This window comes from Paenibacillus sp. FSL L8-0641 (assembly GCF_038006265.1).
Lineage (GTDB): Bacteria > Bacillota > Bacilli > Paenibacillales > Paenibacillaceae > Paenibacillus > Paenibacillus polymyxa_D.
In genome coordinates this window covers 4,665,787-4,690,394 of sequence record NZ_JBBOUW010000001.1, presented here as the reverse complement: position 1 = coordinate 4,690,394, position 24,608 = coordinate 4,665,787, and the positions used below count along the sequence as shown (strand labels likewise).

23 protein-coding genes are annotated in these 24,608 nt (G+C 47.0%); 19 read left to right on the top strand and 4 right to left on the bottom strand.

Annotated elements, in window-relative coordinates:
- Positions 1-5: 5 nt before the first annotated feature.
- Positions 6-707 (bottom strand): YoaK family protein, encoded by a 702-nt coding sequence (locus MKY16_RS21315; RefSeq protein WP_029519333.1) that lies wholly within the window; start codon positions 705-707, stop codon positions 6-8.
- A 193-nt stretch (positions 708-900) separates the two neighbouring features.
- Entirely contained in the window at positions 901-1,419 is a 519-nt protein-coding gene (locus tag MKY16_RS21310; protein WP_340956930.1) for a DJ-1/PfpI family protein, read from the bottom strand.
- A gap of 148 nt (positions 1,420-1,567) precedes the next feature.
- On the opposite strand from MKY16_RS21310, the gene MKY16_RS21305 reads away from it, so the two are divergent.
- Entirely contained in the window at positions 1,568-1,960 is a 393-nt protein-coding gene (locus tag MKY16_RS21305; protein WP_013312050.1) for a winged helix-turn-helix transcriptional regulator, read from the top strand.
- Positions 1,961-2,108: 148 nt separating this feature from the next.
- Here MKY16_RS21305 and MKY16_RS21300 read toward each other — a convergent pair whose 3' ends face one another.
- Complete coding sequence (locus MKY16_RS21300; RefSeq protein ID WP_013312049.1) at positions 2,109-2,444, bottom strand: winged helix-turn-helix transcriptional regulator; 336 nt, start codon at positions 2,442-2,444, stop codon at positions 2,109-2,111.
- Between the two features lie 266 nt (positions 2,445-2,710).
- Between MKY16_RS21300 and MKY16_RS21295 the strand changes: the two genes are divergently transcribed.
- The 5 genes from MKY16_RS21295 (at position 2,711) to MKY16_RS21275 (ending at position 11,242) form a co-directional block, all read left to right on the top strand.
- Positions 2,711-3,808 (top strand): FAD-dependent monooxygenase, encoded by a 1,098-nt coding sequence (locus MKY16_RS21295; RefSeq protein WP_208332598.1) that lies wholly within the window; start codon positions 2,711-2,713, stop codon positions 3,806-3,808.
- Between the two features lie 83 nt (positions 3,809-3,891).
- Positions 3,892-4,656, top strand: coding sequence for a GTP cyclohydrolase II (locus tag MKY16_RS21290; RefSeq protein WP_029519329.1), 765 nt, complete (start codon positions 3,892-3,894; stop codon positions 4,654-4,656).
- Positions 4,653-5,753 (top strand): bifunctional diaminohydroxyphosphoribosylaminopyrimidine deaminase/5-amino-6-(5-phosphoribosylamino)uracil reductase RibD, encoded by a 1,101-nt coding sequence (gene ribD / locus MKY16_RS21285; RefSeq protein WP_069011587.1) that lies wholly within the window; start codon positions 4,653-4,655, stop codon positions 5,751-5,753. Before MKY16_RS21290 ends, ribD begins: the two co-directional genes overlap by 4 nt.
- A 618-nt stretch (positions 5,754-6,371) precedes the next feature.
- Positions 6,372-9,290, top strand: a complete 2,919-nt coding sequence (locus MKY16_RS21280; RefSeq protein WP_340956927.1) for a glycosyl hydrolase — start codon at positions 6,372-6,374, stop codon at positions 9,288-9,290.
- An 833-nt stretch (positions 9,291-10,123) separates the two neighbouring features.
- Positions 10,124-11,242: a slipin family protein gene (locus tag MKY16_RS21275; protein WP_029519326.1), complete on the top strand. Its 1,119-nt coding sequence runs from the start codon at positions 10,124-10,126 to the stop codon at positions 11,240-11,242.
- Positions 11,243-11,302: 60 nt separating this feature from the next.
- Here the strand turns inward: MKY16_RS21275 and MKY16_RS21270 are convergent, their stop codons facing one another.
- Positions 11,303-11,716: a chemotaxis protein CheW gene (locus tag MKY16_RS21270; RefSeq protein ID WP_029519325.1), complete on the bottom strand. Its 414-nt coding sequence runs from the start codon at positions 11,714-11,716 to the stop codon at positions 11,303-11,305.
- Between the two features lie 275 nt (positions 11,717-11,991).
- Between MKY16_RS21270 and MKY16_RS21265 the strand changes: the two genes are divergently transcribed.
- The 13 genes from MKY16_RS21265 (at position 11,992) to cysT (ending at position 24,600) form a co-directional block, all read left to right on the top strand.
- Positions 11,992-12,927 (top strand): sugar-binding transcriptional regulator, encoded by a 936-nt coding sequence (locus MKY16_RS21265; protein WP_023990386.1) that lies wholly within the window; start codon positions 11,992-11,994, stop codon positions 12,925-12,927.
- Between the two features lie 209 nt (positions 12,928-13,136).
- Positions 13,137-13,799 (top strand): deoxyribose-phosphate aldolase, encoded by a 663-nt coding sequence (gene deoC / locus MKY16_RS21260; RefSeq protein ID WP_340956925.1) that lies wholly within the window; start codon positions 13,137-13,139, stop codon positions 13,797-13,799.
- A 30-nt stretch (positions 13,800-13,829) separates the two neighbouring features.
- A complete protein-coding gene (locus MKY16_RS21255) occupies positions 13,830-14,225 on the top strand; it encodes a cytidine deaminase (RefSeq protein ID WP_029519322.1) in 396 nt (131 codons plus the stop codon).
- A 75-nt stretch (positions 14,226-14,300) separates the two neighbouring features.
- Positions 14,301-15,479, top strand: coding sequence for a NupC/NupG family nucleoside CNT transporter (locus tag MKY16_RS21250; RefSeq protein ID WP_340956924.1), 1,179 nt, complete (start codon positions 14,301-14,303; stop codon positions 15,477-15,479).
- A 32-nt stretch (positions 15,480-15,511) separates the two neighbouring features.
- On the top strand, positions 15,512-16,693 hold the full coding sequence (deoB, locus tag MKY16_RS21245) for a phosphopentomutase (RefSeq protein ID WP_340956922.1): 1,182 nt from the start codon (positions 15,512-15,514) through the stop codon (positions 16,691-16,693).
- A gap of 97 nt (positions 16,694-16,790) precedes the next feature.
- Positions 16,791-17,498: a purine-nucleoside phosphorylase gene (deoD, locus tag MKY16_RS21240; protein WP_013312036.1), complete on the top strand. Its 708-nt coding sequence runs from the start codon at positions 16,791-16,793 to the stop codon at positions 17,496-17,498.
- A 32-nt stretch (positions 17,499-17,530) separates the two neighbouring features.
- The gene (locus tag MKY16_RS21235; RefSeq protein WP_029519318.1) at positions 17,531-18,832 is read left to right on the top strand and encodes a pyrimidine-nucleoside phosphorylase; all 1,302 of its coding nucleotides are present in this window, start codon (positions 17,531-17,533) and stop codon (positions 18,830-18,832) included.
- A gap of 205 nt (positions 18,833-19,037) precedes the next feature.
- Positions 19,038-19,610 carry a TetR/AcrR family transcriptional regulator gene (locus tag MKY16_RS21230; RefSeq protein ID WP_029519317.1) on the top strand — a complete coding sequence of 191 codons (573 nt, stop codon included), beginning with the start codon at positions 19,038-19,040 and terminating at the stop codon, positions 19,608-19,610.
- 48 nt (positions 19,611-19,658) lie between these two features.
- Positions 19,659-20,855, top strand: a complete 1,197-nt coding sequence (locus MKY16_RS21225) for an MFS transporter (RefSeq protein ID WP_069011941.1) — start codon at positions 19,659-19,661, stop codon at positions 20,853-20,855.
- A gap of 131 nt (positions 20,856-20,986) precedes the next feature.
- Complete coding sequence (locus tag MKY16_RS21220) at positions 20,987-21,481, top strand: hypothetical protein (protein ID WP_029519310.1); 495 nt, start codon at positions 20,987-20,989, stop codon at positions 21,479-21,481.
- Positions 21,482-21,597: 116 nt separating this feature from the next.
- Positions 21,598-22,281, top strand: coding sequence for a hypothetical protein (locus tag MKY16_RS21215; RefSeq protein WP_029519308.1), 684 nt, complete (start codon positions 21,598-21,600; stop codon positions 22,279-22,281).
- Between the two features lie 353 nt (positions 22,282-22,634).
- Entirely contained in the window at positions 22,635-23,687 is a 1,053-nt protein-coding gene (locus MKY16_RS21210) for a sulfate ABC transporter substrate-binding protein (RefSeq protein WP_069011943.1), read from the top strand.
- Positions 23,688-23,766: 79 nt separating this feature from the next.
- A complete protein-coding gene (cysT, locus tag MKY16_RS21205; RefSeq protein WP_103048302.1) occupies positions 23,767-24,600 on the top strand; it encodes a sulfate ABC transporter permease subunit CysT in 834 nt (277 codons plus the stop codon).
- The last annotated feature ends 8 nt before the right edge of the window (positions 24,601-24,608 follow it).

Here is a 24,608-nt window from a genome sequence, read left to right as displayed (position 1 = left end):
GAGGATTAGTGGCGTAGGGGAAGCTTCCACTTTTCCTTTTCCGTAAATAAAATAAAAGAAAAAATAAGTGCAACAACAGCGCCCCAAACGGCTTTATCCCCAATTGTCAAAGTTAGAAATCCCCCCAGCAAGGCTCCTACCAAGAAGGCTGCCAGGATGACACCATAACGCATCGCTCGAATGGCAGCGTTCGTGTCCTTGGTCGTTACGGCGACATACACAGCCTCGATAGCTGATCGGAGGTTACCGGTGCTGACCGTGGAGGTGTACGGCACATCAATGAGCTTGCGGAAGGAAGTCATTTGCACGGAAGCGACGAACGAGACGATCACCACCACTACCGTATTGGGAACTCCTTGCGGAATCAATCCCACGATGAAAAAAATCGCAATTTCCAGTAAAAGAATTGCGCGGGTCCAGTCCGGAGTTAAACGGTGGGTTGATTTTCGTTTAATCCCTTCAGCAACAAAAACCCCCAGTGAAAAGGCGATCAGGGGCGGGATATAGGATAACGCCTGAATCCAGTGCCCCTGAATGACTTTGACAGCCAGCAGCACGATATTGCCTGTCTGTGCGTTGGCGAAAACACCGCCTCTTCCAACAAAGGTATATGTGTCCAAAAAGCCCCCTACTAATGATAGTAAGGCGCCCAGTCGCAACGATTCGGACGTTACCTGATGTAAATGTATTTTGCCTTTCATAAACACGGCATATAAGCCTCCTATGCTAAACGTCGATTGTTTAAAGCTAACACGAAAATCCAGGACCATACAATTAAATTAATCACTTAAGCATGAAAATGACACAAAAAAGCCACATCAGGTCCCATACAATAGAAAGGACGTGATGCGGCTTGTTGGAGTGCTGTTTAAAGTGTCATCTGGAACTTCGAGAATGTGCTTATTGCAGAGCTTGAACGAGGGCTGCGCCGAATTCCTGTGCACCATCTGGGCCATCGGCTGTAATAATGTCGCTATGCGCAACGACATGCTGAGCGAGATATTCGGCTTGATGCACTTGAAGCTGATCCTTTTGTACATCCACTGGATAGCATGTAGCCGTTCTACCAGAGAGTAGTCCGGTTTGAGCCACGGCTACAGAGCCTGCGCAGATGCCAGCCAATAAAGTTTTTTGCTCATGGGTTTGTTTCAGCACAGCTTGGAGATCCGCGTTATTCCACAGATGGTCATTCGTTCCTGAGCCGCCGATCACAGACACCACATCATAATCAGCCAGCACAGCGTCTGTAAAAATAAGATTAGCGGTTGCTTTACCGTTGTAGTCACCGATGATTTCGCCTGTTTTTGTACTAGCTAACATCACAGTAACGCCTGCTTGTTCCAGCGCTTCCTTCGGTTTAAACAATTCATCCTCATTAAAGCGCTCTGGGGGTATAATAAAAAGAGCTTTTTTACTCATACTTTATTCCTCCTTGAATGTGTAACGTTATCTACTATTGTAGGATGGCTTCGTCAGGCTGTGAAGAATGCACTTTCAAGTACGGAGGTTACCTGCAGGTTACTACTAGAGTGCAAGACCATGATGATTTAGAAGGAGTTAATTATATATGTCTGATACGCTAAGAGAAGAAATACGGGAGAAGATCGTTAACGGAGACTATAACTGCGAAAAGGAACTAACCTTGTCAGTGTTAAGCGGAAAATGGAAGGTCGTCATTTTATGGCATCTGGGTGTGGAAGGAGCGCATCGTTTCAGTGACCTGCAAAGGCTGTTTCCGAAGCTGTCGCATAAAGTGCTGACCAATCAGTTGCGGGAGTTGATGGAGGACGGTATTGTGCACCGGGAAGTGTATCCCGAGGTACCTCCAAAGGTGGAGTATTCGATGACCGAGCTGGGGATGACGATTTTACCCATTGTGGAGATGATGTATGACTGGGGGAAAAAACGGGTGCAATCCATACGTGAGGAAATGCAACGCAGCGGTGAGGGAAACGTTTAAAGTTCCTTCATATGAAAAATAGAACGCCTTGCACTATGAGTACAATTGTACTTAGAGCAAAGGCGTTCTTTGGCATGTTAGCAGTCTGTGTTTTTATCATATTAGTCTAGGAACAATAGCGGTAGACGTGAAGCTGCTTCAATAAGAATCATTGCTGTTCAAGTGCTGGTAGAACCTCAATCCAGCGTGTAGCCCAAGTACCGATATGGTCAAACAAAGGAGCTAAATCGCGTCCTTTATCCGTAAGAGAGTATTCAATCCGTACGGGCTTCTCAGGATAAACCATACGTTGTATGATTCCTTCTTCCTCCAGCTCTTTCAAACGGTCCGAAAGGACCTTTCCACTTAAATTAGGAATTGAATTCTCAATAGCGACGAAACGTTGCGGACCATTCGTTAGTTGAAATACGATCAATACCGTCCAACGCTTACTCAGTAGTTCCATAGCCTTTTCAAACCGTGGACACATCTGCGGAATGTTCATGTGATCACCTCATGCTTATTATTAACGATTCACTGTTAAAAGTAAATGATTTTACTTTACATAAATTTATTACTTGACGAAATGATATGATATAAATATACTTTGTTACATAAAGTAACTTGTTAGCTTTGAGACGGAGCTTAAGATATGAATACTTAAAATTTAAACTTAATTTGATGTTATTTTTGATATTATTAATGATGTAATTAAATGAACAGGTACGAACTAATCGTTGAGGTTATGGTTTGGGTGTAGGGGGAAGTCGGATGAAGCTGGAATGTGAAGTGTGCGTAGTTGGAGGGGGACCCGCAGGGACTTTGTTGTCCTGTCTACTGGCGGCGCAGGGTGTATCCACGATATTGATTGAGCGGCAGAGCATAGCGGGAAAGGCCTTTCGCGGTGAAATCTTGAATGATGAGGGTCAGGAAGTGATCCAAAGGCATAAGCTGCTCGAAAAAATTCATGAGAACTATGTTCTCGCCTCCACAAGGATCGAATATTGGGGGCATCAGCGGCAAGTGAAGACGGTCAAGCCAGTATCAGTTGATGGTAATGTGGGGGTTCATATTCCACAGCCTCGATTTTTGGAGGCTTTGCTCAAACAGGCGTCAACCTACGAGTCCTTCCGTTACCTGGCGGGTACAACTGTGACTGCGTTGGAAGGTAACAGCGAGCAGGGGTACACGGGCTTGACCGCCCGCGATAAGAACGGTCATGAGATCACGATTCACAGTTCGTTGATTGTAGGGGCAGATGGTCGCTATTCGACTGTGCGCAAGCTGGCGCAGATGCCTGTGACGAACATTCGACACGGCTATGATCTGCTATGGGCGAAAATTACGGCACCTGCTGGGTGGGAGCCCGTCACTCGTCTGGCATGGGTCAACGGAGGACAATTGGCTTTATTCTCGCAGGCTGAGGGCTATATTCAAATTGGCTGGAATGTGGAGGAGGGTAGCTTTCTAACCCTGTTTAAGCAATCCTTTGAACCATTTATACAACGGTTTACAGAGGCTTTTCCAGATTTGAAGCATAGTGTGCATGATCATATTCGTTCATGGAAGGACTTCGTACCGTTGGATATTTTCAGCAGTCGTAGTGACACCTGGACGCAGAACGGACTGGTCCTTATTGGAGATGCGGCGCATACCATGACACCTACCGGAGCTTTTGGCTTGAACGCAGCTTTGAAGGATGCCGATGTGCTAGCCAGTGAGCTTCTTCGTTTACGACAGAAGAGCTATACCGCCGGAGACCTAAAGGCGTTCGAAGACGGACGACGGCAGGCTGTCACCGAGCTTCAGGAACGGCAACTGACGATGGAATCCACGTTTCATGAACATTTCTTACACAGAGTTCAATGATTTATGACCCTAACAATAACGATTAGCCTTTGAAGAATTAGGCATTTTCTATATAGAGCTTATATAAAGGATGGTGCAAAGAGATGAACCAAAAAGATGTAGCTACGCTACTTAACGATAAAATTCAAACCGTTCGTGGAGAACAATCTTCGACGATTTTGGTTGGACCGATCAAGCTGCCAGTTAATTTGGAAGGGGAAACGGTTGTTTTTCAGTGGTACTGCTGGTTGCCTGTACGGGATGAGGAAGATCGTCAGGACTTACTGAATGCCACCGCTGAGACGATTGTGAAGCGATTGTCCACACTGGATTTGGCAGAGGGACAACAGTCAAGCGTTTTGGTGTACGGCGATCTCGAGCAGTCGGAAAATGCATTAGTTCGCATGCATAGTATTTGCCATACTGGAGATATTTTTGGTAGCAAGCGTTGTGATTGTGGATTTCAACTCCACCAGTCCATGAAAATGATCGTGGAACATGGAACGGGTGCATTGTTCTATCTGGCTAACCATGAAGGCCGCGGAATTGGTTTGTTTAGTAAAGCCATGGCTTATATTCTGCAGGAAGAAGGCATGGATACCGTGGAAGCCAATCATCAATTGGGTTTTGAAGATGATACACGCAACTATGCGGATGCCATTAGTGTGCTCCGTCACCTGAGACAAAAGCCGGTAACCCTGATTACAAATAATCCTAAAAAACTGGATGCCTTGAAAAAATCGGGTATGAATGTGGCGGGTCGTATGCCGCTCTGGGGCGATGTGTCGCAATATAATGAACGGTATTTGAATACAAAAGTGGAACGATCCGGCCATTTGCGGGATTCCGATCTCAGGGAGGTTCTATGACCACTCACGAAAAATATATGCGCCTGGCACTGGAAAATGCCAGAAGTGCTAAAGGGCAAACAGAACCGAATCCGCTCGTCGGATCAGTCATTGTCAACAACGGCCGTATCGTTGGGATCGGCGCTCATCTGAAGCCCGGCGAGCCACATGCCGAGATTCATGCGTTGCGTATGGCGGGTGAACACGCTCAGGGAGCGACGATTTACGTAACGCTGGAGCCGTGTTCCCATCACGGCCGGACAGGCCCGTGCGCGGAAGCGATTGTGAAGGCTGGCATTCGTCGAGTGGTGATTGCAGCGCTGGACCCGAACCCGCTGGTTTCCGGCAGAGGGGTGCAGATTTTGAAAGATGCAGGCATTGAGGTCATTGTCGGCGTATGTGAGCAGGAATCCATCCGCATGAATGAAGTGTTCAATCAATATATCGTGAGCAAGCGTCCTTTTATTACGATCAAATCAGCAGTAACGCTGGACGGTAAAATTGCAACTCGAACCTCTGAAAGCAAGTGGATCACATCTGAGGCTGCACGGGAGAATGTGCATCGTCTTCGTCACGAGCATGTAGGAATCCTGGTCGGTGTACAGACCGTGATTCATGATAATCCTCAGCTTACGACTCGTCTACCAGAAGGACGGAATCCGATTCGTATCATTCTGGATAGTAAGCTTCGAATTCCATTGGATGCTCGTGTCATTACAGATGGGGAGGCTCCGACCTGGATATTCACAGGACGGGCCTACGATGAAGGCAAGCGAAGCCAGCTGGAACAGCTGGGTGTAAAAGTATATCCGACACAGGATGAAAACAGCGATCGGGTTAACCTGCCGCAAATGTTGGATATTCTGGGGGCAGCGGAGGTGTCATCGGTGTTCGTGGAAGGCGGAGCCGAAGTGAACGCTTCGTTCGTGCAGCAAGGGCTGGCAGACAAGCTGGTGCTGTATATGGCGCCGAAGCTGGTTGGAGGACGTGCAGCCCCGGGATTTCTCGGGGGAGAAGGCGTGTCTGCGATGAGCGATGCGGTGGCATTGCATGATTTGAGCGTGACACAGGTTGGTGTAGATTGGAAAATAGAAGGGTATTTTGAGCGGGGAAAATGAGTGAGTTGTTTTCGGGTGGAGGAGGCGCTTCGCGGAGAGGTTGATCTTCCGATCGCTGTTGCAGTGGGATTCTTCGGATTGTATGAGAGATTTAAAGGTAAGAATCCCACTGCAAAGGCGAACGCTTCCGCTTCTCCAGATGCAACCCCTTCGCTCCGCTGCTGCCCACCGCAAAGTCACTCTTTTTCCGAAATGTTGTGGAGCATGGGAAGGGCATAAGAAACTAAATACTCAAAAACTCAAAGGCTCAAAAACTTATAAATTCAAAACAGAGGATCTGAAGGGCTAAAAGGCCTGGAGGATTCTTTTTTTATATACTAAACGTTTATTAGGGTGAATGGTTAATGGGATGAATAACTTATAGGGTGAATGTCTTATGGGGTGAAGAGAATCCTATTAGTCTATTAGTTTGTATAACATAATTACGCATATTCGGGTTTTTCGTACTGGTTTCTTTTGTGTTTTTTAGGGACTTTCGCCTCGTTTAGTTGAAATATAGAAATGAAAGGATTGACCTGGAAATTGGGATCAAGCACAATGAAGTTGAATTCAGCTTGGAAGAAAAGGGAAAAACCTTGCAGTGAAAGGGATTTGAGAATTCAAAGGAGGATGTAGGTTGTGAAAAAAATGATATTATGCTTGTTAAGTGCCAGTATGATGTTTTTAGCTGCACCGGTCTCTACTAAAGCCTTTTCGGGTGAGGTCACACAAGGCACAGGCTCATATTCAACCACACTACCTGCCGGAGCAGCAACACCGCAAAATGAGATTTACAAAACAGCGAATGTAACCAGCCCAATGCCTACCAATGACTGGTGGAGCAGCCTGGCCTGGGTACCATACTCTGAGGCTCAATATCCGCATCCACTTGCCTTGAAAAATCAGCAAAAAGGTTTACGCATCTTTAACCCGAGTGGGAAAATTACAGTAAATCCGGGATACATCGCAGGCTGGATGGATGATGTGAACGATTTTACCATCGGCCATTCTGTAAGCGCTTCATTTCCGGATGCCAAGGTGGATGGTTTCAGTGATTGGTTTGTCAAATCATTATTTCAAAGCGGTAGCAATAAAATGAGTGCTACCTACGGACACGGCTCCCCCTATGTATTTTTTGAGTTTGGCGGCGGCAATCCCAAGCTTTCATTTAATGGGGTGCCAGAGGTTTGGTCTGGGTCAGCTAGTTCCTCTGTGCTTGGCATTACGGTCAATGGCTCACACTATGGTCTGTTTGGCCCGTCTGGCAGCACCTGGTCTGGTCTCGGGACGAGTACGCTGATCAATCAATTGAACGGGAAAAGCTATTTTACAGTGGCGGCTTTGCCTGACAAAACAACCGCGACCTTGGACAAATTTCAGCAATACGCCTATTCTTTCGTTACAAACTCCAAAGCGCAGTACAGCTACAACGAAGCTTCTTCCGAGGTAACGACCACCTTTACTGTTGCAACAACAGCGAAGGAAGGCGCACAAAGCGGCACTATTTTTGCCTTATACCCGCATCAGTGGAAAAATTCACCACAACCTCTGCTGGGCTATACGTACAATTCCGTACGCGGTCTGATGAAAACAGCAGAGGGTGCGTCTTTTCAAACGAAAATGAAATTTACAGGAGTATTACCTTCCTTGCCCGACTTGGGGTCCTACGATAAAAATACACTCAACAATTATATAAACGAAGCGAAAGCAGAAGTCTACTCCGGCGATAGAGATACGTACTGGACTGGAAAACGTCTGGGCAAGCTGGCAGCGCTGGCGCCGATTGCCGACCAGGCTGGCAATACCACAGCAGCGACCCAGTTCCGCAATGAGATCAAAAGTCGGTTGCAGGACTGGTTTAAGGCTAGTGACAGCTCGGGGAATCTGAAAAGCTCCAGTCTATTTGTGTATAACAACAATTGGGGAACATTGATCGGTTATCCCGACAGCTTTGGCAGTGCAATAGAGTTAAATGACCATCATTTCCATTATGGATACTTTATTAAGGCTGCGGCCGAAATTGCGCGTGTAGACAAGAACTGGGCATCTGAATCCCAATGGGGACAAATGGTACAACTGCTCATTCGCGACATCGCAAATATCGACAGGTCTGATTCGAAATTTCCGTATTTGCGTAATTTTGATCCCTATGCCGGACACACTTGGGCTTCCGGCCATGCCAAATTTGGCGACGGCAACAACAATGAATCCTCCTCGGAGGCGATGAATGCTTGGGCCGGTCTTATTTTATGGGGCGAGGCGACGGGAAATACTCAAACTCGTGATCTCGGCATTTATCTATATACAACGGAAATGAATGCGATTAACGAATACTGGTTTGATGTGCATGGCACAAACACCCCTGCAGGGATGCAAAGCGCGACGGCCAGTATGATCTGGGGAGGTAAAACGGTGGGGGATGCAACCTGGTGGACCAATAATCCCGCAGAGGTGCACGGTATCAACTGGCTGCCAATTACCTCGGCTTCCTTGTACCTGACACAATATCCGGAATATGCGGCTAAAAATTTTAGCAATCTGCTGCAAAAAAGCGGAGGGAACTTCAGTCCGTGGGAAGATATTGTGTATATGTACAGGGCGATTTCAGACCCGTCCGATGCCAAGGCCAAATTCAGTGCACGCGTAGCGACGATGACACCGGAAGCTGGGAATTCCAAGGCGAATGCCTACCACTGGATCTATAATTTGGATGCTGTAGGCAACATCGACCGCAGCATCACCGCTAATTCACCTATTTATGCCGTATTTCATAAGAACGGTGTAAAAACTTATGTGGCCTACAATTTTACAAACCAGGTCAAAACGGTAACCTTCTCAGATGGGCACAGTATTACCGTGCAGCCGAATAGCTTTAATGCCGGAAATGGAAGCGGCGGTGGCAATCCGCAGCCTGATACGGAGGCTCCGTCCATCCCGACGAATGTACGAGTTACGACCAAAACGGCTTCGACAGTCACTCTGGAGTGGGATGCAGCTACAGACAATGTTGGCGTTACGGGGTATATCGTTTATAAGGACGGGGCTCAGGCGGCAGAGATAAGCGGTATTTCCGCATCAATTACAGGGCTGCATGCAGCTTCCACTTACAGCTTTACCGTTAAGGCTCGCGATGCAGCTGGTAACCTATCTGCAGCAAGCCATGCTATATCGGTAACTACGGAGGCAGCATCTGGCGGTAATGAGGGTGGCGGAGAAACGGAGGATTATAAAGCAGGAGCTCGTTTTGTCAGCGATCGTGAAGCATTGCTTCAATTTACACCTAAAACAGCCTCGGCCTATGTTGACGTGCATTATACTTTAACGGATGGACAACAGCTCAATTACCGAATGACCAACAACGGCGGTGTCTGGGAGCAGCGGGTAACAGACCTCGATATCGGGAAGGGTGTCAGCTATTGGTTTACCTATGAAAAGGCGGGATTGCAATACGAGACCCCTCCATTCAGCTATACACACCAGCAGATTGCCTCAACAACGACAGACGTTCCAGAACTTCCAACACCAGGCGCTGATCCCGTTTTCGAAAAAACATTCTAGTGGATCAGGCCTAAGATACGAACGCGACTAGTTAACTATAGAAAGAAAGACACGAGGGAAGCACATATGCTTCTCCTGTGTCTTTTTCGTTTTTTATAGGGTCGTAATACTTTCGCCATGTTCGCGAGCTCTAGATTACGCGATAATGATAAAGGCTGATACAGGAAGATATTACCGAGGCGCGGATTTCCAAAGGTCCCGCAGTGCCTGCCCTGATGGGGTCAGGTATCCTGTAATCTTGTGTATCCACCAACAATTAGGGTTCGATTCCCAATCGCCTTCCACGCGACTTCTGGTAGAGTATTCGAATGATCGAATAAAAACAATGAAAAGACCCGGATAAGAGCATCCCATGTCTGGTCTTGATGACAGATACCGGGGCGATGGCTATGTGGCCAGCGGATACCGGAGAGAGCAAGCACCGACAGGGCTCGAGGCTTCGGGGATACAGATTCACAGTCGATGTTGGGCTGATGAATCCCATCCCTAGAACACGAAAACAGGCGGTATCTTTCTTTTTCCTCAAGCTTGACCCCGCCGTTCACACCGGAGGGATGCTCTGTAAGGGTCCTAACCCTACTACAACAAATAAAAATAAAAAAATCCTCATTTTAAAAATGTGTTTTGACTCAACGTGCGAATAAGCGGAGCGGTCCGTTTGAATCTGGAGAAGCGAAGCGTTCGCCTTTGCCCCTGAAGTTTAACCCTATAAGGGGTTCATCAAATCCAAAAATTCAGGGGCAACAGCGATCGGAAGATCAAATGGATCGCGGAGCGCCACAAGAAAAAAACACTCTTTTAAGTTGAGGATTCTAAATACTAGGAGTGATACGATGTTTAAGAAGATAACAATTAAATCCGATGAGCGCGGATTACTGTTCAAAAAAGGAAGCTACCACAAATTGTTGCAACCAGGAACTTACCTATTGAAGACATTTCAGCAGGAAGCGGTTGAAATTTTGAATGTAGCCGAACCATTTTTTGTACCTGACCATGATATTCGTTTGTTTTTGACAGATCCCCTATTGCTTGAGCAATTGAATGTCATTGATGTAGAGGACCATGAATATGTGCTGCATTATGAGGATAATCGGTTTGTGGAGCTGCTGACGGCTGGGAAATATGCTTATTGGAACGTGCTCAAGGAACATCGTTTTGTTCGTGCAGATACTCGGCAGCCTGCAATTGATAAGGCATTGGGGCAAGCATTCTTGTCCAAGACACCGGGCTTCTGGAAGGCGCTTCAGGTGGGCAGCTATGAATTAGGATTTTTGTATTACGATAATGTGTTGCAGGGTGAGCTGAAACCGGGTAAATATTATTTCTGGATGTCCACGGTGAATACAGAGATCAAAACGATAGATATGCGCCAACAGCAAATGGACTTGATGGGACAGGAAATCATGACAGAGGACAAAATTACGCTGCGCCTCAACTTCGTCTGTCAGTACCGTATCATCGACCCATTGCGGGCATTAGAATTCCGGGCATACGAGGAGCAAATGTACATTATGCTTCAACTGTTGTTACGCGAATACGTTGGCACGATGAAGCTGGATGATTTGCTGAAAATGAAGCAGGAGATTGCGGTATATGTTTTGACTCGACTGAATGAGCAGAGCGACGAATATGGAGTGACTTTTACGTCAGCAGGGGTGAAGGATATTATTTTGCCGGGGGATATCAAGGATATTCTGAATACGGTGCTGTTGGCAGAGAAGAAGGCACAGGCCAACCTCATCACACGACGTGAAGAGACGGCATCCACTCGTAGTCTGCTCAATACGGCCAAGCTGATGGACGAGAACGCCACTCTCTATCGTCTCAAAGAGCTAGAATTCATGGAAAAAATCTGCGAGAAGATTGGCACGATTTCGCTAACTGGCGGGAATACGTTGCTGGAGCAGCTGAACACGCTGGTTCACATGAAAGAGGGGCAGGGACTCCAATAACTGAAAATACTCCCGAACGATGAGTGCAAGCCGCCTCAAGGTTCGGGAGTATTTTGCGTTTTAGTTCGTCTTGGTGGATGCGAGAAAAGCGTCCATATCGATCACCGGAATGAGGGTACCCTGATGCTCCATCACGGTAGGGAACAACTCGCGCTGCCACTCTTCCTCATTGCTTTGTAGCTGACTGTCCTCGGCAGAAGCCGTGTCCTCCACCTGATCGACAAGCAGAGCAATCTTCGCACGGCTGAGCAAAATCATTTTGTCCTCGGAGGAATCGCTGGATGCAGGAAGAAGCAGTTTTTTGCGTAAATTAAGGATCGTAAATACATTGCCGCGAATAGTCACCATTCCTTCATGCCATGCTTCGGAAAAGGGAAGCGGAGTTCCCTTCTTAGCATTCATGACTTCTTCTACTTCCACAAAGTTTAAAGCGAACTTTTTGTCCGCTAGACTGCACACAATAAATTCAGACATAACAATTCTCCTTATCTATTCAGATGAGCCATCACAGGTTGTGATTGAGCGGTAAAATGGGTTAACTATTGCGTTTTGACAGATGGAACGATAAAGTTGAGGATGCGGTAAAATGGTTGTAGTTACTCACAGAATATCACAAACGAGCAGTTAAATCTTCCAAAATAACAACCATACGGCCAAGGCGTGGCTTCAAGTTTCCCTTCATATATAATGTTTGGGACTAAAGCTGTGTCCGATGGCACTACATTTTAAGATAAGCGGGTTGAGGTAGAGTGGATCATGAAAAGCAGCGATTAAGTATCGAAGCAGCCAGATTATACTATCTAAACGACTACAGCCAGCAAGATATCGCGGTCAGACTCGGGGTTTCGCGTCCTACGGTATCGCGGTTACTTCAGGCTGCCAAGGAACAAGGATACGTGCGGATTAGTATTGTGGACCCGATGGAGGATATGGACGCGCTCGGAGAGCAGGTGAAGAAGAAATACGGACTGGATACTGTGTTAGTCTGTTATTCGCCGTTAAATGAATATCAGGAGATCAAGAAGCATATTAGCAAAAAAGCAGCCGATTATTTGCATGAAACGGTACAGGATGCTGATATTATTGGAGTGACATGGGGAACAACCATGCATGCCGTGGCGCTTCATCTCCAACAAAAGCAGGTCAAGGGAGTTGAGGTGGTTCAGCTCAAGGGAGGCGTGAGCCATTCACATGTCAACACATATGCTGTGGAAACCGTGAATTTGTTCGCAGAAGCCTTTCATACCATAGCAAGGTATTTGCCGCTGCCTGTAATTTTCGACAGTCACGCCGTTAAGAAAATGGTCGAGGAGGATCGGCATATCCAGCGTATCATCGAACTTGGCAAGCAGGCGAACATCGCGGTGTTTACGGTGGGGACGGTCAAGGAGGATGCGTTGCTGTTCCGATTGGGTTATTTTAACGGGGAAGAGCAGAAGCTACTGCAAAGAATTGGCAAGGGCGATATTTGCTCACGCTTTTTTGACGCTGAGGGCAACATATGCAGTCAGGAAATTAACAGCCGTACCGTTGGGATTGATTTGCCTGATTTGCGAAAGAAGGAGAAGTCCATTCTCGTCGCTGGAGGCCAGCGCAAAGTGGAGGCCATTCGGGCATCGCTGCGTGGCAAGTATGCGAATATCTTGGTGACGGATCAGTTTACGGCACAAGCCCTTTTACAATAGAGCAAGTCGCCTCCATCCAGCAAAATACACGGTTATGGCGTGTGCCTACAGGGTAATATGAATGGTAGGTGAACGCCTTATGTACAAGCGTGAACATAATTTCAAAATGTGTTTTACATATGTTCAAAGCCGTGCTATGATGATCTCATCACAGAGAAATAAAGGACTTTTGTCTTCACACTATTTATCTAATGAAGGAGCTTTTAGATATGAACATTGCAGCATTAATCGACCATACATTGTTGCGTGCAGATGCGACGAAGGATGAAATTACGAAATTGACTGCCGAGGCAAAAAAATATCAGTTTGCTTCTGTATGTGTAAACCCGGCGTGGGTAGCTTATGCAGCAGAACAGCTCGCAGGCACAGGCGTAGCCATCTGTACAGTTATCGGTTTCCCGCTGGGAGCGAGCACGTCCGCAACGAAAGCATTTGAAACGAAAGATGCTATTGCTAACGGAGCGACTGAAATTGATATGGTTATTAACATAGGCGCTTTGAAGGAACGTGATGTACAGCTCGTCGAGCAGGACATCCGTGCGGTCGTGGAAGCAGCTGCTGGTACACTGGTAAAAGTGATTATCGAGACCTGCCTGCTGACTAACGAAGAGAAGGTACTGGCATGTGAGCTGTCCGTCAAAGCGGGGGCGAATTTTGTGAAAACCTCGACAGGCTTCTCAACAGGTGGAGCTACTGCGGAAGATGTGGCTTTGATGCGCAAAACGGTAGGACCTGAGATTGGTGTCAAGGCTTCAGGCGGTGTACGCAGTCTGGAAGACGTGCAAAAATTAGTAGAAGCTGGCGCAAGCCGGATCGGTGCAAGTTCCGGTGTGAAAATCATCGAGGGCGAGCAGTCTACATCTTCCTACTAAGTTTATTTTAAAGTCATGGAGGGATTCGCAATGAAGGATCAATTGATTCAGAAAGCGCTTGAGGCGCGTAAACAGGCGTATGTTCCGTATTCGAATTTTCAGGTGGGTGCTGCGGTTCTCGGAAGCGATGGCACGATTTATCACGGATGTAATGTGGAAAATGCCTCCTACGGCTTATGCAATTGTGCAGAGCGGACAGCGATTTTTAAAATGGTATCCGAAGGCTGCCGGAAAATTGATTCGATTGCGGTTGTAGCTGATACGGAAGGGCCTGTGTCTCCATGTGGGGCCTGTCGTCAGGTCATTTCCGAATTTGCTCATCAAGATACCAAAATTTATCTGACAAACCTTCATGGCAACACGGAAGAGTGGACGGTGGATCAATTACTGCCGGGTGCCTTTCGACCTGCGGATCTGGGGAAATAAAAAAAAGAATGCCTCTTTGGGGCGCGTTCTTTTTATGGGGAATGTAAGCGCTTAATGTAATAAGGGGGAAATTAAATGAAATATGTAATCGCTCTGGTAGGACTGCTTGTTGTATTTGCACTTACTTACGTTGCCAGCAGTGACAAGCGCAAAATCAGGTATCGTCCGCTGGTGGTTATGGTTGTGTTGCAGGCGGCGCTAGCTTTTGTATTGCTGAATACAGGGATTGGCGAAATTCTAGTCAAAGGTTTTGCAAAAGGGTTTAAAAGTCTGATTGATTATGCTATGGAAGGGATTAACTTTGTATTTGGCGGAATTGCGAATGAAGGAGCAGCACCGTTCTTTATCGGTGTACTGCTGCCAATCGTGTTCATATCCGCGCTGATTGGTATATTGCAATATGTAAAAGTGTTGCCTTTTATTATTAAATATATCGGGCTTGTCTTGAGCAAAGTAAACGGAATGGGTAAACTGGAATCCTACAACGCTGTAGCTTCGGCTATCTTGGGTCAATCCGAGGTGTTTATTTCCGTTAAGAAGCAAATTGGTCTGCTGCCAAAACATCGGTTGTATACGCTGTGTGCGTCTGCGATGTCTACGGTGTCCATGTCGATTGTGGGAGCTTACATGCAAATGTTAAACCCCAAATATGTGGTCACAGCTTTGGTATTGAACCTGTTCGGCGGCTTCATTATCGCTTCTATTATTAATCCGTACAAGATTGAGAAGGAAGACGATTTACTGGAGGTTCAGGAGGAAGAGAAGCAGTCCTTCTTCGAAATGCTCGGGGAGTATATTATGGACGGTTTCAAGGTTGCGATTACGGTAGCTGCGATGCTGATCGGTTTTGTGGCGCTGATTGCCATGGTTAACGGGATTTTCTCCTGGTTGTTTGGAATCAGCTTTCAGGCGTTGCTTGGATATGTGTTTGCGCCTTTCGCTTTTGTCATGGGTATTCCGTGGAACGAAGCCGTTCAGGCGGGCAGCATTATGGCTACCAAACTCGTATCCAACGAATTTGTGGCTATGCTGGATCTGACCAAGCAAACAGGATTGTCCGAGCGTACAATCGGGATCGTATCGGTATTCCTCGTATCCTTTGCTAACTTCTCATCCATCGGTATCATTTCCGGGGCTGTGAAGGGTCTGCATGAAAAACAGGGAAATGTGGTGGCCCGCTTTGGTCTGAAGCTGTTGTACGGGGCAACGCTGGTTAGCGTGCTGTCGGCAACGATTGCAGGGTTGTTTTTGTAAAAAAAACAGCGAGTCAGGAAAGGATTTTTATAATGTCTAAATTTAAACGGATTCACTTGGTCGTTATGGACTCGGTTGGTATCGGCGAAGCGCCGGATGCTGCCCAGTTTGATGATTATGATGTAGATACACTCGGTCATATTGCGCGCGAACGCGGCGGTCTGAACATGCCGAATATGGGTAAGCTCGGTCTGTCCAACATTCGTTCCATAGAAGGGGTGCCAGCGGCCGACAAGCCGCTCGCGTATTACACTAAGATGCAGGAAGCCTCCAATGGCAAGGATACGATGACGGGTCATTGGGAAATTATGGGCTTGAATATTGCAGTTCCTTTCCGTGTATTCCCGGATGGGTTCCCGGATGAGCTGATTCAACGCATTGAGGAGCACACAGGTCGCAAAGTGATTGGCAATAAGCCTGCCAGCGGAACGGAAATCATTGATGAGCTGGGCGAAGAACACGTGAAAACTGGAGCGCTCATCATCTATACCTCGGCGGACTCTGTACTGCAAATTGCGGCGCACGAGGAAGTTGTACCTTTGAAGAAGCTCTATGAAATTTGCGAGTTCTGCCGTAAAATCACGCTGGAAGATCCGTACATGCTGGGTCGCATTATTGCCCGTCCGTTCGTAGGTGAGGCAGGGAATTTCTCTCGTACCTCTAATCGACATGATTACGCGCTCAAACCATTTGGTCGCACTACAATGAACGAGCTGAAGGATGCAGGCCTGGATGTGATCGCCTTGGGTAAAATCTCTGACATTTATGACGGCGAGGGTGTAACGAAGGCGGTGCGTACGGTGTCCAATATGGACGGCATGGATAAGCTGGTGGCCACGCTCGACGAAGATTTCACCGGATTAAGCTTTCTGAATTTGGTGGACTTTGACGCTGTGTACGGTCACCGTCGTGATCCACAGGGATATGGTCAAGCTTTGGACGATTACGATGCGCGTTTGCCAGAGGTTTTTGCTAAAATGACCGATGACGATCTGCTGATCATTACTGCAGACCATGGGAATGATCCGACATATCGGGGAACGGATCACACCCGCGAATATGTACCTTTGCTGGTATATTCCCCGCGTTTTACAGCGGGGGGCAAGGAACTTGCGGTTCGTAAAACCTTTGCTGATATTGGAGCGACCGTAGCGGATAACTTTGGTGTAAAACTGCCTGAACACGGAACGAGCTTTTTGGCAGAGCTTCAGTAATCCAGGGCCCGCAAGAGTACAAGCAAGATTACAAAGATTAATGTAACGGTATAAATAACGATACAAGCACGGACAAATGGGACGGAGGAATAAAAACATGAGTGTACACATTGGAGCCAAACCTGGAGAGATTGCAGAAACGATTTTGCTGCCAGGAGACCCGCTACGGGCAAAATTTATTGCTGAAACATATCTGGAGGACGTGACCTGCTACAACGAGGTGCGCGGAATGCTCGGATTCACGGGTACGTACCAAGGCAAACGCCTATCTGTACAGGGAACCGGGATGGGGCTGCCGTCTATCAGTATTTATGTCAACGAACTGATTAGCGAATACGGTGTGAAAAACCTGTTCCGCGTGGGTACATGCGGCGGAATGAAGGAGCATGTACACGTTCGTGACGTCATTTTGGCACAAGCATCCTGTACGGATTCCGGTATGAATCGCCATATTTTTGGTGGCTACGACTACTCGCCGATTGCCAGCTTCGATCTATTGAAGGGCGCTTATGATCGTGGTGTTGCCAAAGGCTTGAACATGCATGTCGGCAATGTATTCAGCTCAGACAGCTTCTACCGTGATGATAAATCAGTGGTACAAAAGCTGATGGAATACGGCGTGCTGGGTGTAGAGATGGAAACTTCAGCTTTATACACGCTCGCAGCCAAGTTTGGCGTAAACGCACTGACGATTCTGACGGTAAGCGATCATTTGTTGACGGGGGAAGAAACGACCGCAGAAGAACGGCAAACGACCTTTAAAGAAATGATGGAAGTTGCACTGGATACAGCAGTATCTCTGTAAACGATCATACGCACAGTGAGGAGAAATGACATATGAGAATGGTAGACTTGATTGAGAAAAAACGTGACGGAAAAGAACTGAGTACGGAGGAAATTAATTTTATTATCCAAGGCTACACTCAGGGTGAAATTCCCGATTATCAAGTCAGTGCATTGGCGATGTCCATTTTCTTCAAAGATATGACTGAACGCGAACGCGCTGATCTGACGATGGCGATGGTTCATTCGGGTGATACCATTGATCTGTCCGCGATTGAAGGTGTAAAGGTCGATAAGCATTCTACTGGCGGCGTGGGTGATACAACAACGCTGGTACTGGCTCCGCTCGTAGCGGCCTTGGACATTCCGGTAGCCAAAATGTCAGGACGCGGCCTCGGACATACCGGAGGAACGATCGACAAACTGGAAGCTATTGCAGGCTTCCACGTCGAAATCAGCAAGGACGAATTTGTGGATTTGGTGAATCGCAGCAAAATTGCGGTCATCGGACAAAGCGGTAACCTGACACCTGCGGATAAAAAATTGTATGCCTTGCGTGACGTTACGGCGACGGTCAACTCGATCCCGCTGATTGCCAGCTCGATTATGAGTAAGAAAATCGCTGCTGGCTCCGATGCTATCGTGCTCGATGTAAAAACAGGTGCAGGCGCATTTATGAAAACTGTAGATGATGCCAAAGCACTGGCACATGCCATGGTGAGCATCGGTAACAATGTGGGTCGCAAAACGATGGCAGTCATTTCCGATATGAGTCAGCCGCTGGGTCTGGCTATCGGGAACTCACTGGAAGTGAAAGAAGCAATTGATACGCTGCGCGGCGAAGGACCCAAAGATCTGGAAGAACTGTGCATGGCTTTGGGCAGTCAGATGGTATTTTTGGCAGGGAAGGCAGATTCCCTCGATAACGCCGAAGAGAAGCTCAAAGAAGTCATTCGTAATGGCAAAGCACTGGAAAAATTCAAAGAGTTTATTGCGAATCAGGGCGGTGACGCTTCTGTAGTGGATCATCCTGAACGCTTGCCGCAAGCACAGTATCTTATTGAGGTGCCTGCGAAGCAGGACGGTGTGGTAGCTGAAATCGTGGCTGACGAAATCGGTACCGCAGCGATGTTGCTTGGAGCAGGACGTGCGACCAAAGAATCCGAGATTGATCTGGCCGTCGGCTTGATGCTGAACAAAAAGGTCGGGGATGCTGTTCAAAAAGGCGATTCGCTAGTTACTATCCATGCGAACCGTGAAGATGTAGCCCAAGTGCTGGAGAAAATCTACGCGAACATCCGTATTGCAGATCACGCGGAAGCGCCAGTGCTAATCTACGGAACAGTGACAGAGTAAGCGATAAGCCCTACTCATAAAGTCGTATTAGTAGCATGCATATGAAGCCGGAGGCCCTAAGTTTAGGGTGCTTCCGGCTTTTCTGTTGTCCTCGTTCTCAGACAATTGAACGGCAGAATTTAAAAATGGGGTTGTCAATTTCAAGTGAGGGTAATATACTGAACCCATAAACTGACGACCGTTCGTAAGGTATTGGAGGAAAAGCATGACACTACAGAAAATTAAAACAGTTAGCTTGCAGCAATTTGCGAAAAAGGGATACGATGCGTCCTCTCTGCAACTGATAGCTGATGAGGTAGGGATTAAAAAGCAGTCCATTTATGCTCATTTTAAAAGCAAAGATGATTTGTTTTTAGACATATTTAAGGATGCGGTGGATCAAGAGATTTTGGAACTGGATCGTTATTTTCAAGATCAATCCGAACAATCACTTGAAGTTGTCCTGCGCGGACTAATCGTTGAATTTAAGGAACGCTATGAGAGTGCTATGAATTTGCGTCTGATTCTGTATATCGGCTTTCTGATTCCATCTGCACTGGAAAGCCAGGTTCAGGCTTTGGTCACACGCTACGTACAGCATAAAACCAGCTTGGTACACGGGCGACTGGCAACTGAAACATCGGTTAAACTTCGTGTTCCAGCTCAATCTGCCGCGACAGCCTATATGAATTTGATTGAAGGCATGCTGGTAGAACTGGTGTACAACGGCACCGACGGTTTTGATCTGCGTCTGGAAAGCTCTTGGGATATTTACTGGCATGGCTTGATTCGGGCCTGAACAACTGAGCAGTCGAAGTAAACATGATTGTATTGGGGGAAGAGAACAGTGTCTGTGAAAGAAAGCTTTTGGTCCAGAAACTTTATTTTTTTGATGATATCCAACGCTTTATTGTTCATGGCATTCGAAATGCTTATGCCTACGCTGCCGCTGTTTGTGGAAAGTCTTGGCGGCAGCCCATCCCAGATTGGATTGGTGACTGGCGTGTTTATGTGTTCTGCTATATTGATTCGTCCATTTTCAGGTACGCTGATCCAGCTCTTGGACAAGAAGTATGTTCTGATTATCGGAGTTGTGATTTGTATGCTGGCAACGGGAAGCTACATGCTTTCCAGTAGTTTGGTACTGCTGTTAGTATTTCGGCTGGTACATGGCTTTGGATTCGGCATTGCGAGCACGTTGTATGCTACCTCAGCCTCAGATGATTTGCCGCCTCATCGTATGGGGGAAGGAATGGGCTACTTTGGCGTAGGTGAAACCGTAGCGATTTCAGTGGGGCCACTGATTGGTATATGGATGCTTCACGCATCAGGTTTTAACGGACTGTTTTCCACGGGAGCTATAATTCTACTGTTGTCGCTCGTGATGAGCGTATTGGTTCGTCGCCGTGCTCCGAAACCTATGTCGGCGGATACAGTGCAGGGCAAAAAGAAGGTTCCTTTTAAATTATTTGAAAAAAGAGTGCTGCTGCAATCCTGTCTTGCGTTGCTGGTTGGCGTGGTGGCAGGTGGAGTGATGTCTTTCGTGGCTTTATTTGCCAAGGAGCAGGGCTTTACCAATGCAGCATGGTTCTTCTTTACTGTGGCTATGGCAAGCTTCCTCGTCCGACTGGTGTCAGGTAGAATTTTCGATACCAAAGGCCCAGCTTATATCCTGATTCCTGCAGGGATTGTGCTTATCGCCGCCATCGTTATGGTGGCCTCATCGCGGACCGAGTTACAATTTTTGGTTGCTGCTGTGATGTATGGTTTGAGCTTTGGAGCTATTTTCCCAGCTTTGCAGGCTTGGGCAATCAGTGTGGTCGGAGAAGATGAGCGAGAGGACGCTGTAGGCTCCTTTTATAATTTCTTCGATTTGGGCATTGGAGGAGGCTCTTTGGTTCTGGGGATGGTTGCTGGATTAACCTCTTATAAAACAATGTATTTGTTCTCCACTTTGCTGATTGCGGCTTATCTAATTATATTTGTGACGTATATTGTATTGGATAAGAAAAAGAAAAAGTCCCATAACACGTTGAACGTATAAGCTATGATTACGGAATACGAAATATATGATGGAGCGCTTGCGTTTGGGTGCCTTTGATCAAGTTTGAAAAAAATGACAGCCGGACTCATAATAGATATGAGTTCGGCTTTTTTTACGAAGGAGGAAATCAAATGGTGGAGAAATGGGTTTGGGTTGGGGTTGCCGGAGCAATCGTGGGTTATGTCACTCTTGCCAATATATCGACTACCATGCATAGTACATCATCGGTGAGTCAGGCGCACTCGGCTGCTCCGTTAAGTGCACAGAGTGAGAATGGGAGCGCAGCGAAGCGTATCGTACATGATCAAAGAATGCATTTTGAAGGACAAGGCGGAACGAACTTTAAATTTGAAGAGGGGCGCAAGCTGTACATCAGTATCAAGAATGTTGGAAAGCAGCCCATACAATACAAGCTCAACAGTTCGAATGGATCGGACTTGCAAGGTACAACGAGCGGATTTTCCAGTCGAACGTTGCAGCCAGGAGAACGCCATGATCTGCTGTTTGTAAAGCCAGAAGGGCAGGATGAAGCAGCAAATGACTCCTTAAAAGAGCTGATTTTGAAAGTAAGTACGGACGATGGATCGCAAGGAAGCGTTAAAACCTTCGCCTATATCACACTGTAAGCTCCTTCCAGAAAGGGCACGACATGCGGTCATTAGTCTACTTATGTTACAATAGAACGGTTGAAGACTTAATGAACAGAATAGGTCAGAGCAGAAAGCAGAAAGGATGACCCGTTGTGCCCATAAACCATGAATTCGGTAATCAAAAGATGTCACGGAGGCTGTCACTCACAGCTATTTTACTTACACTTACTTTTGTGGCACTTACTGGCTGTGGTCAGGATAAGAATGCTGAAACCATTGATACTGGAAGCAGTACAAGCGTGATCGAGAATGGAGCCGGTGGTAATCGTAGCGGTTCAGCCCAAAATGACAAAGCAGCGAAAGAGAGCGAGAGTGCAGAAAACAGCGATACTGATGCACAAAAGTTAGCTCCTTCGGCTCCAGCTGCTTCATCGGATACTTCTTCTTCTCCGGCAGCCTCCAATCCATCGCAAAATCCATTTGAGGTAGCAGGTATTCAAGATCCTAAAGCGTTTTTGAACACGTTCAAAGCGCTGCAGAAGGCAGTTGCCGACAATGACAAGGAGAAAGTGGCCGATTATATTTTGTACCCTCTGCGTGTTAATGATAGTGAAAAGTCGTTAACGATTCCGAATAAGAAAGATTTTATTGCCAAGTATGATCAGATTTTTACGGACGCGATTCGCGAGGCGCTTGTGAATCAAAAGACAGATGATTTGTTTGTTAATTATCAGGGAGTCATGGTGGGATCAGGTGAACTGTGGTTGAGAAGGGCTACGGACAATCCGAAGCTTTTTGGAGTCTTTTCGATTAATCTTGAAACGGTTGCCAACTAAGTCGTACCCCGTGTGTAAATGACCTCTAAACGGTCGGAAACATATACAATGTTTCTGACTGCCCCCCTTAAAGAAAGAAAAGTACAGATAATGCATACCAAAAAAAGGTTTGACATCACTCCTAAACTCTCGTATTATATCCGTATAACTCATTAAACAGGTAGGAATTAAAGAATTAAAGTTTGATCTCGCCATTTTGGCGGAGAACCTCTAGGAACAGCAGGCAGACACTGTCCACACGACAGGTTTGACCTAACAGGGCTGCATCAGGGAATTCTCCGCTCTTTTTTTAATTATGTCTGTAAATAACAGGCGTAAATGAATACAAATTACATAGAATTCGGGGTGTCTTGATGAAGAGGCAATGGAAAAGTGGACTTATTCTCGGACTATCTTTGGTTTTAACGATGATGCTAAGCGCTTGCGGGGCAAGCAAGGGAGGGACGGAGGTAGATGGTAGCTCTGCTGCCGTGGAGTTGCTCAATGTTTCTTATGATCCGACCCGTGAGCTGTATGAGGCATATAATAAAGCATTTGCCGCCCATTGGGAGAAGGAGAAAGGACAGAAGGTTACGATTAAGCAATCTCACGGAGGATCTGGCAAGCAAAGTCGTTCTGTGCAGGACGGGCTGGATGCGGACGTGGTCACTCTGGCTCTGGGCTATGATATTGATGCGCTACAGGAAAAAGGACTCGTTCAAGAGGGATGGCAAAGTAAATATGAGCATAACAGCGCCCCGTACACTTCAACCATCGTGTTATTGGTACGCAAAGGGAACCCGAAAGGGATTAAGGACTGGGACGATTTAATCCGTGGCGATGTGCAAGTCATTACACCGAATCCTAAAACTTCGGGTGGAGCACGTTGGAACTATCTTGCAGCCTGGGCTTATGCGCTCAAGAAGAACAATAATGATGAAGCCAAGGCCCAGCAGTTTGTACAGGAGCTGTATAAGCATGTGCCGGTATTGGATAGCGGAGCACGTGGAGCGACAACGACTTTCGTAGAGCGTGGAATTGGCGATGTGCTGATTGCATGGGAAAATGAAGCACTGCTCTCGGTGAAGGAGCTGGGTGCGGATAAATTCGATATCGTATATCCATCGATCAGTATATTAGCTGAACCTCCGGTAGCAATAGTCGATAAGGTGGTAGATAAAAAAGGTACACGCGAGGTAGCGGACGCGTACCTGAAATATTTGTACAGTGAAGAAGGGCAGACCATTGCTGCTGAAAATTATTATCGCCCAACATTGGAGAGTGTGACGGCAAAGTTCAAGGATCAATTTCCTAAATTGGAGCTCGTAACCTTGAAGGATGTATTCGGGACATGGAAGGAGACGCAGCAGAAGCATTTCAGCGACAAAGGCATTTTTGACCAGATTTATGTACCCGGCAGTTCATAAAATAGGTGGACTGTGTAGACGATTGGATTGGTAGCCGCGAGTGTCATAGTGAATGAATTCAGAGAGGGATGGACAGAACATGAGTCAAGTGCAAGCCACTCGAAAACGCGTACTTCCCGGGTTCGGGTTAACAATGGGTTATAGTGTGCTGTATCTCAGTCTGGTGGTGCTGGTGCCTTTATCGGCACTGCTTCTGAATTCAACTGGACTGACGTGGGAGAAATTTTGGGACGTGGCGACTGATGTCAGGGTGCTGGCTTCCTACAAGGTTAGCTTTTTGTGTGCCGCGGCTGCGGCGCTGATCGACCTGTTTCTCGGTTTATTGATAGCCTGGGTGCTGGTGCGTTATGAATTTCCGGGGAAACGAATTTTTGATGCGGTGATTGATCTGCCCTTTGCTTTGCCTACTGCGGTAGCGGGGGTTGCTCTAACTGCCCTATATGCGCAGAACGGCTGGATCGGTTCGTTGTTCGAACCGCTTGGATGGAGGATGGCGTACTCACAGACGGGGATTACGCTAGCATTGATGTTTATTGGCATTCCGTTTGTCGTACGGACAGTTCAGCCGGTGCTGGAGGAACTGGACAAGGACGAGGAGGAGGTCGCTGCTACGCTGGGAGCTGGCAGATGGCGTATCTTCTGCAGCGTTATTGTGCCGGAGCTGGTACCACCGCTGCTGACGGGTTTTGCGCTCGCCTTTGCCCGTGGCATTGGCGAGTACGGCTCTGTCGTCTTCATTTCTGGCAATATGCCGATGAAGACGGAAATTGCTCCACTGCTCATAATGTCCAAGCTGGAGCAAAATGACTATGCAGGAGCTACGGCGGTAGCATTGATGCTGTTGGTGATTTCATTCGTGCTGTTATTCGTGATTAACAGCATTCAGCGCTGGTCACGGCGCCGTGCAGTTTAACGTAACTG

Coding starts and splice junctions, on each gene's coding strand:
- MKY16_RS21310 (WP_340956930.1), bottom strand. CDS start 1,419: ATGAGTAAAAAAGCTCTTTTTATTATACCCCCAGAGCGCTTTAATGAG.
- MKY16_RS21305 (WP_013312050.1), top strand. CDS start 1,568: ATGTCTGATACGCTAAGAGAAGAAATACGGGAGAAGATCGTTAACGGA.
- MKY16_RS21300 (WP_013312049.1), bottom strand. CDS start 2,444: ATGAACATTCCGCAGATGTGTCCACGGTTTGAAAAGGCTATGGAACTA.
- MKY16_RS21295 (WP_208332598.1), top strand. CDS start 2,711: ATGAAGCTGGAATGTGAAGTGTGCGTAGTTGGAGGGGGACCCGCAGGG.
- MKY16_RS21290 (WP_029519329.1), top strand. CDS start 3,892: ATGAACCAAAAAGATGTAGCTACGCTACTTAACGATAAAATTCAAACC.
- ribD (WP_069011587.1), top strand. CDS start 4,653: ATGACCACTCACGAAAAATATATGCGCCTGGCACTGGAAAATGCCAGA.
- MKY16_RS21275 (WP_029519326.1), top strand. CDS start 10,124: ATGTTTAAGAAGATAACAATTAAATCCGATGAGCGCGGATTACTGTTC.
- MKY16_RS21270 (WP_029519325.1), bottom strand. CDS start 11,716: ATGTCTGAATTTATTGTGTGCAGTCTAGCGGACAAAAAGTTCGCTTTA.
- deoC (WP_340956925.1), top strand. CDS start 13,137: ATGAACATTGCAGCATTAATCGACCATACATTGTTGCGTGCAGATGCG.
- MKY16_RS21255 (WP_029519322.1), top strand. CDS start 13,830: ATGAAGGATCAATTGATTCAGAAAGCGCTTGAGGCGCGTAAACAGGCG.
- MKY16_RS21250 (WP_340956924.1), top strand. CDS start 14,301: ATGAAATATGTAATCGCTCTGGTAGGACTGCTTGTTGTATTTGCACTT.
- deoB (WP_340956922.1), top strand. CDS start 15,512: ATGTCTAAATTTAAACGGATTCACTTGGTCGTTATGGACTCGGTTGGT.
- deoD (WP_013312036.1), top strand. CDS start 16,791: ATGAGTGTACACATTGGAGCCAAACCTGGAGAGATTGCAGAAACGATT.
- MKY16_RS21235 (WP_029519318.1), top strand. CDS start 17,531: ATGAGAATGGTAGACTTGATTGAGAAAAAACGTGACGGAAAAGAACTG.
- MKY16_RS21230 (WP_029519317.1), top strand. CDS start 19,038: ATGACACTACAGAAAATTAAAACAGTTAGCTTGCAGCAATTTGCGAAA.
- MKY16_RS21220 (WP_029519310.1), top strand. CDS start 20,987: ATGGTGGAGAAATGGGTTTGGGTTGGGGTTGCCGGAGCAATCGTGGGT.
- MKY16_RS21210 (WP_069011943.1), top strand. CDS start 22,635: ATGAAGAGGCAATGGAAAAGTGGACTTATTCTCGGACTATCTTTGGTT.
- cysT (WP_103048302.1), top strand. CDS start 23,767: ATGAGTCAAGTGCAAGCCACTCGAAAACGCGTACTTCCCGGGTTCGGG.